The 11,612-nt window shown below is 61.6% G+C and carries 9 protein-coding genes; 3 read left to right on the top strand and 6 right to left on the bottom strand.

Going from position 1 to position 11,612, the window contains the following annotated elements; all coding sequences use genetic code 11:
* A partial coding sequence (locus tag JO015_16070; GenBank protein ID MBW0000615.1) for an ATP-binding protein occupies window positions 1-972 on the top strand: 972 nt, incomplete at its 5' end.
* Between the two features lie 2 nt (window positions 973-974).
* On the top strand, window positions 975-2,021 hold the full coding sequence (locus tag JO015_16065; GenBank protein ID MBW0000614.1) for a hypothetical protein: 1,047 nt from the start codon (window positions 975-977) through the stop codon (window positions 2,019-2,021).
* Window positions 2,022-2,165: 144 nt separating this feature from the next.
* Here the strand turns inward: JO015_16065 and JO015_16060 are convergent, their stop codons facing one another.
* The 4 genes from JO015_16060 to JO015_16045 form a co-directional block, all read right to left on the bottom strand.
* Window positions 2,166-2,609, bottom strand: a complete 444-nt coding sequence (locus JO015_16060) for a DoxX family membrane protein (protein ID MBW0000613.1) — start codon at window positions 2,607-2,609, stop codon at window positions 2,166-2,168.
* 437 nt (window positions 2,610-3,046) lie between these two features.
* Window positions 3,047-4,531: a DUF2851 family protein gene (locus JO015_16055; GenBank protein ID MBW0000612.1), complete on the bottom strand. Its 1,485-nt coding sequence runs from the start codon at window positions 4,529-4,531 to the stop codon at window positions 3,047-3,049.
* Between the two features lie 606 nt (window positions 4,532-5,137).
* Complete coding sequence (locus JO015_16050; GenBank protein ID MBW0000611.1) at window positions 5,138-6,748, bottom strand: TIGR03790 family protein; 1,611 nt, start codon at window positions 6,746-6,748, stop codon at window positions 5,138-5,140.
* Window positions 6,675-7,454: an MBL fold metallo-hydrolase gene (locus JO015_16045; protein ID MBW0000610.1), complete on the bottom strand. Its 780-nt coding sequence runs from the start codon at window positions 7,452-7,454 to the stop codon at window positions 6,675-6,677. Before JO015_16045 ends, JO015_16050 begins: the two co-directional genes overlap by 74 nt.
* A 40-nt stretch (window positions 7,455-7,494) precedes the next feature.
* On the opposite strand from JO015_16045, the gene recN reads away from it, so the two are divergent.
* Window positions 7,495-9,162: a DNA repair protein RecN gene (gene recN / locus JO015_16040; protein MBW0000609.1), complete on the top strand. Its 1,668-nt coding sequence runs from the start codon at window positions 7,495-7,497 to the stop codon at window positions 9,160-9,162.
* Window positions 9,163-9,516: 354 nt separating this feature from the next.
* Here recN and JO015_16035 read toward each other — a convergent pair whose 3' ends face one another.
* Window positions 9,517-10,611 carry a prepilin peptidase gene (locus JO015_16035; protein MBW0000608.1) on the bottom strand — a complete coding sequence of 365 codons (1,095 nt, stop codon included), beginning with the start codon at window positions 10,609-10,611 and terminating at the stop codon, window positions 9,517-9,519.
* Window positions 10,612-10,759: 148 nt separating this feature from the next.
* Window positions 10,760-11,326, bottom strand: coding sequence for an SIS domain-containing protein (locus tag JO015_16030; GenBank protein ID MBW0000607.1), 567 nt, complete (start codon window positions 11,324-11,326; stop codon window positions 10,760-10,762).
* Between the last annotated feature and the right edge of the window lie 286 nt (window positions 11,327-11,612).

The raw sequence follows: 11,612 nt of genomic DNA, 5'->3' as shown, positions 1-11,612 counted from the left end.
CTCATCTTTGGCGACCTCTGTAATGCTGCCAAGGACTTCTATACAGCAGACAAAGGCGAGATGCACGAACGCGTTGCTTGGCTCGCCAATCGACTCGATCGAGATGATCTTAGGAAGTACGGTGTGCGGCCGGACATGTGGCTTCTTGCGAATCTCGCAGAAGCGGGTCACGCGTCCGCACGCGACGCGAATCCGGGGGATGCACAGCGACTTGAGGCATGGTGCTGGGCCGGTCTGTCTGATTACTCTCAACCCCAGCTACGCACGTTAGAGGCCATCAAATGGCGCACCTACAGGACTGCGAGTGTCCTCAGAAGAATGGAGCAAACTAACCGCAAAATTGCGACCACAAACGCGCAGCCATTGCCGACAGATAAGACTGAGCTTGTCAAGTATGGTCGGGTCAGCGTGATCGCACTGGCCGGTTACACCGGAGACTTCCAGGCAACCATCTACAGCCTCATCGCAGACGCGATATTTGGAGCGCGTGTCAGTGACAATCTAAAGCTCCCGGTGCTGTTGGTGCTGGAGGAGGCGCACAACTTTGCCCCGGGTAAAGCAACGACTGCAGCAGAAGAGCGGGCCATTGCGGTCACACGCCAGATCGCACAGGAAGGCCGCAAGTTTCAGGTAGGTCTGCTGATGATCAGCCAACGTCCGAACCGTTTGGATGAGACGGCGCTCTCCATGTGCAACTCCTACGTGATCATGAAAATGATCAATCCAGCAGACCAGAACTTCGTGCGGCGTGTGGTGGAAAGCCTGGGTGAGGATGACGTACGGATGCTGACAAACCTTGATAAAGGGGAGGCCATCTTGACCGGGGAATTCATCTCGTTTCCCGTGCTCGTGAAGGTAAAACCGCCAGCGTCACGTGGCGAGCGTGAGGAGGAGGATGCTTTCGTGGCGTTGGACCAGATGAAAACAGCCGCGGACGAGGTGGTGAAAGCTGCCAGATCAGGGAAGCCTTGACAATGCTCGTCGTCGCTGGGCTAAGTCTCCGAAATCTCGAGCCGCGCGTCTGGGATGCACGGTCGCGTTTCTATTTGCCGGACCTGCGGGGGGTAATGGTTTCCTACGCAGACTTTCACCGGAACGCCGTCCAGCGCCGGGCAGCCATGCGACACGGCGTACATGCCTTTCTCGGTACGCCTGCAGACGTGCAGGTTTATCTTGACAATGGTGCCTTCCATTTTCTTCGACAGGGCGGCACCGGGGAGTCTCGCGCTTACGGCGATTTTGTGCGCCGAGCCAGGCCGGACTGGTATCCGGTGCGTTTCGACGCTATCCCGACGCCAAGAATGCCGCGCTGCGACCAGGAAGCCTGCTTTGAGCAGACGATGCGGATCAATCGCGCCTATCAACACGATGGCTTTGTTCCGGTGATCCACATATCATCCTTTTTGGCAGAATACATCGCCGCCGTCCAAAGCCACTCCAAGCTTGCGGCCAAAGATCGGCTCGCGTTGGGTGGCTTGGTCCCGAATCTTCTGCGTAGCCCCAAGGCGCTCCCGTATGCTGAGATCCTCGCCAGTTTGCAACAGGTGCGCCGAGAGTTTCCGGCCAAGCAAATCCACGTTTTCGGTATTGGTGGTACCGCGACCCTGCATCTTGCAGCCTTGCTTGGCGTTAACTCAGTGGATTCCAGTGGGTGGCGGAATCGTGCGGCACGCGGCATTGTCCAGCTCCCCGGCAGCGGTGACCGCATGGTTGGCGACTTCGGAAAGTGGCGCGGCCGTGTTCCCACCGACGAGGAACGAGCGACGCTCGGCGCTTGCCAATGTCCTGCATGCCTCCGTAATCCCCTGGCGGGTTTGCAAGAGAACGGCATTCGCGGCTTTTGCAATCGCGCCACGCACAACCTGCATGTGTTACTGGAGGAAGCAGCTTGGCTCAAGCAGGAATTAAACGCCGGCACATACCGGCAGAGCTACCGATCACGGTTGAATAACTCTGCTTACCTGCCGTTGATCGAATCCGTGTTGACGCTCTCTTCAGGGGAAGAGTTACCGGTTGCTTGACAGGTTAAATAGCTACCCTACGGCAAGACGCTTTTTGTGCTGACGCAATGGCCGGCCCGTGATCCGCCTCCCCTATTGTGGTTCCGTGTTCTGGAAGGGTGGTTGAGAGTAGAGCAGCGCGTATTTCGGCCTGTAAATGGACCTTTAACGCCGTTGCGACCGGCGCCTGAGTGCAGCCAGCCACTGGTCCACAGAAAGCAGGTTCGCCTCCAGAAAATGGAGCAGCACCCAAAAGATCAGCGCGTAAACGAGCTGGACGCCCACCGCCTGGTATTGCTCGATGAGCGTGCTCCCGAAGATCAGCGCCACCATCCACAAGCCGCCGCACAACAGTCCCAGCTGCGTGAACAGTCCTGGCAGTACCATCAAACCGATGGCCAGTTCGACCGGCGGCGTCACATAGGCGAAGCCCAGCACCGCAGGACGCGGCAGCCAGGTGTTGGCGAACGTCTTGACAAGCCCGTCGGCGAATTGGGACACGTGGCCGAACCGTTCGGCGCCGTGAACCAGCATCGTCATGCCCACGGCCAGCCGCAGCGTGGTGTAGCCGAGGACCCGAGAGTCCAGCCCGGAAGTTGCCTTAATCATTGGTTTGGAGGGCGGCCGTGGCGCTTCCGTCTGCCGGGTCGGCGCGTCGTGCGCAGCGGCTGAATCCCGCCGCCGTGCGTCCGCGTCCGGCCGAAAAGAAAAAATAAGCGTGGATCATGCTTTTGGAAATTACCACGAGCGGGTCACCCCTGTCTCTTGAGTTACAGTTGTCACGCTACGGCCGAACTGACGGTTTTGCTATTGACCAAAAGGGCGTTTATCGATGGCTCGGAGGAGAAACAGACCATCGAGGGACGCGTAATACCATTCAGACAGTAGTTATCTGGGTAGAATGCCGGCTCAGGGGGCGTCGGCACCGGAGGCTGCTCCATAGATGGCTGAATCGGTCTCAGGCCCAACGGGCCGGGAGGGAAACGCCTTTCCAGGCGTAAACCCTAGCGGAATGTCACCAAAAGAAAAGTCTATTCCATGGGCCTCTATTCTGCGTTGTCTGCGTGTTCTGCGGATGATCCCCCTTCATTCGTGGCCTTCGCGGCGTTTTTCCGCTCCTGGCATTGCCTGGCCGCGAGATAGGCGGGCAACCTGCAGCGCGAGCAATCGTGCTGGTTGGCCGCGCAGAAGTCGTCCGCCAATTGGAGCAGACCTTGTTGCTGGTAAAGGTACCTGGGCTCCTGGGCGGCGGCCGGTGTATCGCCGAACAAACGCTGGCGCATGGCGCGGAGCCGCGAATTATCGAGTTCGGCCGGGAGCTGCCGTACGGCGTTCCAGTCAAGGTGCCCGGCGACCCAGAGCAGCGGGACGAAAACGTTGGCAAGCAGGTCATTAACCCGTGCCGAGCCGATCAGACGCACGGGCTGCGGGGAAGGGGCGGAAGCCAGGGTATAATGGTGATCCCAGAACGGGTGAGACAAACCGGCAAAAAAGTGCCGGATCAGTTTCAGGTCGGGGGGTAAACTCTGAAGTTCCGGCCACCGCCGGACGAGGCTCGCGAGCGCAGCCAACCGGCGCTGGGGATGGTTGGACGGACGGGTAGAGCTGAGATGCCACCGGTCAAGCGGCAGGACAAGGTGATGCAACTCGCCGCGTCGCGGCCACCACGCTGACCACAGCGCCTTCAGGTAAACGGAAGCCGTTTCTGCTGCGGAATCCGGTAAGGACGCCTTTTCCAAGAAACCCGAGAGGCCAAAGAGCACTGCCTCCGCTGATTCGAGTTGGGCTCGCAGCATGGAGAGCGGCGCACGCTGAGTGAGCAGCAGGAACGGCAGCTTGTTTTCTTTGTAGCCCAAGGCCATGGCCACGTGCTGGAAGAGCGCCTGTTCGAACCCGTGCACCTTGATGGCCCGTTGGAGGAGTTGAACTTTTTGATCCAATCGGACCTGAGCGGCGGTTTCCAGCACGCCGTCCGCTTCTTCCGGCGTCAGGCCCTGCATCGGCCCGCTGCAAGCCCCGGCCTTGACGCGCGCAACCCGTGCAACCGGCAACGTCAGCCGTTCGATGGGGAGATCTCGCTGGAGGTGCACCTGAAGCACTTCGCGGTGATCAGCCGTGCGGGTGAAAAAGGTAACTCCGGGGCGGGTCAGAAAAACGTGAAGGATAACCCGGTTGAAACGGTCGTTGGTGGCGTGGCCATGGCGCTCCCAGTCCGGAGCGCTCATGTCCAACTCGATGTCGCCGCATAACGGTTCCGGGTTTCCGTCCACACGGACGACCGCGTCGACGAAATCCGGACCGGCCTCATGATTCCAACGTCCAAACTGGAGCACCTCGATGAGCGCCCCGCTGACGGCCCGGAACGTTTTTCCGCAAGCGCCGGCGTACCATAACGTTTGCCACTCAAGTTCGGACCAGCGATGACTCAGGTCGTCCGTACCCATTTTTGAATCCGTCTCGCGGATGGAACGATCACCGCCGGCCTGAACGTGTTGCAAGTAGAGCGGGATGTGCTCCTGGTGGGCGCGCATAACCCTTGTCTAACAGATTATATAACAACTTGAAATATATTTGTGTTTAAATGTGTCGGGGGGCGAGTTCGGAGTTCGGCGGGCACGACGTAAGAGTTCACACGGCGAACACGGCGAGCCACGGCGAACACGGCGGGAAGAGGGGCAAAGAGTTCGGGGTTCGGAGTTCGGAGTTCGGAGTTCGGGGTTCGGCGGGCACGACGTAAGAGTTCACACGGCGAACACGGCGAGCCACGGCGAACACGGCGGGAAGAGGGGGAAAGAGTTCGGGGTTCGGAGACGTCGTACCATCGGCTCCAATCGTCCGGCGGAGCATGGTGGGAAGACAGAATCCTCCGCAGAACAACGCAGAAGGACGCAGAAAAGAGGAAACATCCACAGATTACACAGATTGACACAGATTAAGAGGACCCGGCGGCAACTCTAAGGCTGACACTCGCACCCACCCCACGATGCCACTCCGAACTCCGAACCCCGAGCTCCGAACGCTTTCCTCTTCCCGCCGTGGTCGCCGTGGTTCGCCGTGTTCGCCGTGTGAACTCTTACGTCGTGCCCGCCAACCCCGCTGTGCCCGCCGTGTGACCGGGTGACCGTGTGCCCCGGCACTCACATCCCGTACGTCTCGAGCAAATGCCGCGACGGTTCGTCCCGGAACTCGTTCCCTTCGCGCCGGATCAGCCGGGTCGCCTCTTCCGTCCGGCCCTGCCTGCGCAGGAGACTCAGCGCCTCCAGCAATGCCCGGAGCCGGTCGTCCCGGCTCCGCCCGGACCGTCGCGCCTTGAGAAAGGCCTGCAGCGCCTCGTCGTCCTGACGGGCGCGCTCCAGAATCAGGCCGGCAAATTCATAACTAAGCGGCTCTTTGGGACCCTGCTGAAGGAGCAGCCCGGCCAGGCGATCCGGCTGGCCCTGGGTCCGGAGCACGAGGCTCTGGTAAAGTTGCCAAGGGTTATTGCTGCGTGCGCCGGATGCGGTGGCATTCTCAGCAAACGGCCGGTAAAGCGGATCGCCGTCCACGGTGGTCATCCAGGAGATGCCCACCAGCGAGGCATACACGCTCTCGGCGAACGTCATGCCGTTGATGAGCCGATCATAAAGAATGTCCAGCACCGGCGTCAGCCCCAGGAAAGGTTCATAAACGTTGCCGGTGGTCGCAGCGGCGCCGTGCCGTAACAGGGGGCCGACCCAGAAACGATCGGCGGTTTGCACGCTGGCGCCGCTGAAGGAATGAATGTGCACGGCAATCGCTCCCGGCTGAAACCGGAAACCCGGATCGGCCAGCGCGCCATCCGCTTGTCCGGAGTACCAGCCGAAGTATAAAACCACGTTGTTGAGGGGGAACCCTGAGGGAATCAGTCCCGGCTGCCGGTCAACCAGCACCGGGTGCCCGAGCCGTCCGGCTTCCTCGACGATCCCTTCCAGCCAGTCGTCCCCCGGTTTGTAGGCCGGGTCCTGGATCGCGCGCTCATCAATCACCGTCCAGCCCCACAACCCGTTTTTCTCGGCTGCGATCGCGTCATCGATCATCCGGGTGACATCGGCCGGGGCGGGGCCATCAAGGCGCGCCACCAGCATCAGGCCCGGGTCGGTTTCAGGGTCCGTGATCGGTTTGAAGCTGCGAAAATAAGGATTCCTGAGCAGACCGGAAATCTGACGGCTGAAAAGGCCCAGACCGGCGAGTTCGGAATCCACCGCCGCCTCGTTCTTCATGCCGTACGGGGTGTCAGGGTCCGGATGATCACCGGGGTAAATCGCCCTGAAACGAATTTTCAGCGGGATCCCGCGGATCAGCGCGACGAAGCGGATCGAGTTTGCCGTAACCTGTTTCTGGCCATCCGCGCCGGTCCTTACTTCCCACCAGTGATTCCGCTCGAAGGTACGGCGCAGGGGTTCGGCAAGCTGCTGGTCGTAAGCGTCCCGGTCAATCTCCTCGTCTTGCGAGCAGGCCAACCCGACAAGGTGCGACGGGTCGATCCCGCGACGCCGGGCATAATACTCTGCCAACCGTTTACTTTCCGGAGCCGTTTCGTTGTAGACGACGACCACGGCCTTTGCGAGGGACTCATCGGCATCAGCCGCCTGGGGCAGGGCGGCGCCCAGCGCCAGGGCTGAAAGCAGCAGCCGGCGCAGCAGGACCAGCGTCATCTCACCCCAATTCCAGGCGCAGCCCGTCGTAAGCGAGTTGAACGTTGTCCGGCAACTCTTTCTCCACCGCAGCATGCAAAAAGTCATGGCTGAGGTGAGTCAACCACGTTGCACGGGGCCCCACGACCTTCGAAAACGCCAGGCCCTCAGCCAGATTCATGTGGGTAGGAAGCGATTTGAAACACGGGGTGCCCAGAATCAAGGTGTCGACCCCGGCCAGCAATTCCAGATCCGGCTCAAATACCCTTTTACAATCGCTGAGGTACGCTGCCAGGGAGCGCGATCCCTGCCGGAAAACGAACCCGATCACGTGCGCCCGGCCGTGTTCGAGCCGGACCGGGACGATTTCGGTCTCGCCAAGCCGGAACGGGCCGTTGATCAGCCTCGCCTCAGGGTGGACATACCCGGGGAAACGCGCTTCGCCGCTGAACGCGTAGTAGAAAACGCGCTGCAGTTCCGAGAGGGTCTCCCTGGCGGCGTACACAGGCATGCAATTGCCGTTCTCGACGCTGAACCGCCGCAGGTCGTCAAATCCCATCACATGATCGGCATGCGAGTGCGTGTAAAGCGTGGCATCGACCCGGCGTAGCCGCGCCCGGATCGCCTGAATCCGAAACTCCGCGCCCGTGTCGACCACCCAGGCGGCCTCGCCGGTGTCGACGTAAATCGACGACCGGTAACGCTGGTCGCGTGGGTCGGAAGACGTGCAAACCGGGCAGCCGCAAAGGATCACCGGAACTCCAACCGAGGTACCCGTGCCCAGAAAGGTGATCGCCAGCATTTATTGAAAAAGGACCGCGCCACCTTTACATAAGCAACCTGTGCCCGCAACGCTGCGATCACTCCGGATTCGCCATCTCGCCCTCGTTGAGTCACTGGACTGGAGCGTTAAACCAGGCTTCAACGTCGTGACCGGCGAGACGGGCGCGGGCAAGTCCATCATCCTCGGCGCGCTTACCCTGGTGCTGGGTGAACGCGCGGACAAATCCCTGATCCGGACCGGGGCCGACCAGTGTTCGGTCGAGGCGACCTTTGACCTCGGCGACACCTCGAAGCTCAACCTCTTCTTGGAAGAGCACGGAATTGAGCCCTGCGAAGAGGGACAGTTGCTGCTCAAGCGGGTGTTTACCGGCAGCGGAACCAACCGCCAGTTCATCAACGGCAGCCAGACGACCCTCGCCAACCTGCGTGAAGTCGGGGCGGGCCTCGTTGATCTCCATGGCCCGCACGATCACCAGTCGCTCTTCTCCCGCGACCAGCAGCGCGCGATCATTGACGCTTACGCGGATGCCGATGAGCTTTTGCAGCGGTTCGGCGCGGAATTTTCCGAGTTCACCCGGTTGCGGGAAGAGCTCGAGACGCTGGCGAGCGAAACTTCCGACCAGAACCTGGCCCTGTGGCGGTTCCAGCACCAGGAACTTACCATTGCCGAACTGCGCGCCGGCGAACTTGCCGAACTGCAGAACCGCTACAACGTCGCGGCAAACGCCCGCCGCATCCTGGAGCTCACGGCCGCCGTCAGTGAAGGGTTGAGCCAGGCCGACGATTCGATTTTGAACCGGCTGGGCGAGATCGCACGGCAGCTCCGTGAACTGGAACGGCTCGATCCGGCGACCGCACCCTTTGTGAACCAGTACGAGGCGGCTGCCGTCGAAATCGAGGAGCTCGAACGGGCGGTGTCGGATTATCAAAGGCGCGTCGAGATTGACCCGGAAGCGCTCCACGAAATGGAGTCGCGGCTGAACCTGCTCCAGTCGCTGCAGCGCAAGTACCACGGCAACGAGGACGATCTCATCGGCCTGCGCGAAGAGCTCGGCGGCAGGCTAGCACGTTTCGACCGGCGGGACGAGATCCGGCAGGAATTGGAGGTAAAACTGGCGGCTCAGCGCCAGAAAGCAATCCTCTGGGCCAAGCAGTTGTCTGAAAGACGGCGCGCCGCCGCGGCGAAGCTCGCCCCTACCGTTCAGCGTCACCTGACCGAACTAGGCTTCAAACAGTCGCACTTCGAAGTGCACCTCGAAACGCCGGAGGAACTTGCTCCCTACGGCTTTGACATGGTCGAGTTCCTCTTTGCGCCGAATCCCGGGGAAGCGCCCAAGCCGTTGCGGGCCATCGCGTCGAGCGGCGAGATTTCCCGGGTGATGCTGGCAATCAAAACGGCGTTGGCGGCTGAAGACCTCATCGGGCTTCTGGTTTTCGATGAAATTGACGCCAACGTCGGTGGCGAAGTTGCCAACGCGGTCGGCGCGAAAATGCGCGCCATTGCCGAATCGCGCCAGGTGCTGGCCATCACCCACATGCCCCAGGTTGCGTCCGCCGCCGCCACCCACTTCTGCGTGAGCAAGGACATCATCGACGGGCGCACCCGCACCACGCTGCGGCCGGTGACGGGGGAGGAGCGCATCCAGGAAATCGCCCGCATGCTCGGCGGAAGATCGAAGCTCGCCCTGGAACACGCGCGCGAGCTGCTCACACGGCGGCCACGGTGAGGAGGATCACACGGCGCCACGGCGGAACACGGCGACCACGGCGAAAAGACGGAATTATCCGCAGAACACGCAGAGGCACGCAGAAAAGAGAGATACATCCACAGATTACGCAGATTACACAGATCAGGGGCACACGGTCACACGACGGGCATAGCGTCTCTTTTACCCGACACCCGGTGTCATTTGTGGCATTCTCTGCCGCTCCGAACCCCGAACCCCGAACTCCGAACCTTTTCCTCTTCCCGCCGTGGTCGCCGTGGTCGCCGTGTTCCGCCGCGGCGCCGTGTGATCCTTCCCCGCTGTGACCGTGGTGTGACCGCTACCCGCTACCCGCTACCCGTTACCCGTTACCCGTTACCCGTTACCCGTCACCAGCATCAGGTACCAGCCTGCGATTCGCGGGCCGGTCAGGCTCCAGGTGATTGCCCCAAGCGCGAGGTATGGCCCGAAAGGAATCTGGGTGTTCCGGGACCGGCGCAGCAACAGTAAAGAGGCGCCGATCATGGTGCCGAGCAGGGATGCCGCGGCAATGCTGAAGACCACGCCGGGCCACCCGAGGAATGCGCCGATTACCGCCATGAGTTTCACGTCCCCAAGCCCCATTGCTTCGCGCGGAAACTGGGCCTTTTTCGTGGTGCCGGCAAAATCGGTTATCTCCGAAAGCGGGATCGTGCGGCCACCGACGGCCAGCGAATCCCGCGTGACCACCACCTCCCGGGCATCGCTCGGCGACTGGTTTATGACAAGGGTCAGCGCCTCGATCCGAATCCGGTCCTTTTTCCGGAAGAACAGCTCGTCCCACGGGCACACTTCTTCGGCAAACACGAACTCACGGCCGCCCTCGGCAGACGTCTGGAACCGGAACTCGATCGGTTCGGGCGAGATCACGTTGAACCTGCCGAACGCGAGCTTACCGAAATAGCTGATTGCATACAGGATACCGTATCCGACCGCCGCGCCGGCCAGCGCCGCCGTGATGCCTCCGGTCCAGGTCGCGGCCCCATGCAGGGCCGGTACCAGGGCGCTGCACGCAATGCCGAGCGCCGTTCCCGGAAACGTCAAACGATCCGGGATGATCAGGTGTTCGACATCGATAAAGGCCGCAGCCAGCAGGAGCGCAAAAAACAGCCAGAAAACCACGGCTTGCGCCGGTGGAAACGTTGCCGCCGCCAGCCAGAAAAGCACCGCCGTCGCTCCCTCGATCAACGGGTACCGCAAGCTGATCCTTGCCCCGCAGTCCGGACAGCGGCCGCGCAGAAACAGCCATCCGAACACCGGGACATTCCGGTACCAGGGAATCGTTCGCCGGCAGCCGGGACAAAAGGAGCGCGCGGGCCGGACCAGCGAGATGCCGCGCGGCAACCGGTAAACTACGCAGCCAAGGAACGAGCCGATGAAAGCCCCGAATACCAGGCTCATCACGGTCAGGAGGGTACTCAAAACGCTCATGCTTGGATTGACCGCATTCCCGGGATGCAGGCCCGGCATGCCTGCGCTCCGGCATTCACCGCGGCAAATCGGAATCACGGGTGACGGTCACAACGCAGTGTCCGGGAGCGATTCCGGCAGGTTTGCCCGAGCCCATGCCGTCAGCGGGTTAACTCGCTTTCTGAAGGTCGGGTTCGATGAGTTCGCAGAGAAGGTGAATGATCACTTTGTGCGCTTCCTGGATTCTGGCGGTCGTGTCGTGCGGAACCAGGAGTTCGATCTCACCCAGGCCACGGCAGCGACCCCCGTCGCGCCCCAGGAGGACGATACTTGAGACCCCCTGGGCTCGCGCCTGTTCCAACGCCCGTACCACGTTCGGAGACCGCCCGCTGGTGGAGAGGGCTACCAGTACGTCGCCGGGCCGCCCGTAGGCCATCACCTGGCGGGCGAACACTTCGTCAAACGAATAATCGTTTCCGGTTGCCGTTAATAACCCGCCTTCCGCGCTCAGGCTGATCGCCGGAAACGGACGGCGATCCTGAATGAACCTGCACGCGATCTCCGTGGCAAGATGGGAGCTGTCGGCGGCGCTGCCGCCGTTGCCGCAGGTCAGAACCTTATGGCCGCTCAACAGAGCGGTCCGCAACCGGTCAGCCGCACGTTGCACTTCGGCCTCCAAGCCGGTGATCATCCGGATGGCGCGTATCGATTCTTCGAGGCTAGCTTGGATCGACATAGGTCGGCGCAAGGCTCAGGCGGCGCCTTACGAATTTCAAGTTGGAAAACAGATGCCGGGCGTCGGTCACACGGTCGCACGGCGGGCACAGCGGGTGTGGCGGGCACAACGACAGAGGTTCACACGGCGAACACGGCGGGCCACGGCGACCACGGCGGGAAGAGGGGGTTACTTGGCACCCGACCCTGCATTCGGCACTTGGCAAGAAGTACGCCGTCTTTGCCCCGGAGCGGCGGCGAGAGGACTCGGCACTAAAGTTCCCGGCTACCGCCAACCGCCGCTCCGG

The organism is Verrucomicrobiota bacterium (genome assembly GCA_019247695.1).
In the GTDB taxonomy this organism is placed as follows: Bacteria; Verrucomicrobiota; Verrucomicrobiia; order Chthoniobacterales; family JAFAMB01; genus JAFBAP01.
The sequence above is the reverse complement of the archived record's forward strand: the minus strand, read 5'-3'. Positions and strand labels throughout refer to the sequence as shown.

Coding starts and splice junctions, on each gene's coding strand:
- JO015_16065 (MBW0000614.1), top strand. CDS start 975: ATGCTCGTCGTCGCTGGGCTAAGTCTCCGAAATCTCGAGCCGCGCGTC.
- JO015_16060 (MBW0000613.1), bottom strand. CDS start 2,609: ATGATTAAGGCAACTTCCGGGCTGGACTCTCGGGTCCTCGGCTACACC.
- JO015_16055 (MBW0000612.1), bottom strand. CDS start 4,531: ATGCGCGCCCACCAGGAGCACATCCCGCTCTACTTGCAACACGTTCAG.
- JO015_16050 (MBW0000611.1), bottom strand. CDS start 6,748: ATGCTGCGGTGGAGAAAGAGTTGCCGGACAACGTTCAACTCGCTTACG.
- JO015_16045 (MBW0000610.1), bottom strand. CDS start 7,454: ATGCTGGCGATCACCTTTCTGGGCACGGGTACCTCGGTTGGAGTTCCG.
- JO015_16035 (MBW0000608.1), bottom strand. CDS start 10,611: ATGAGCGTTTTGAGTACCCTCCTGACCGTGATGAGCCTGGTATTCGGG.
- JO015_16030 (MBW0000607.1), bottom strand. CDS start 11,326: ATGTCGATCCAAGCTAGCCTCGAAGAATCGATACGCGCCATCCGGATG.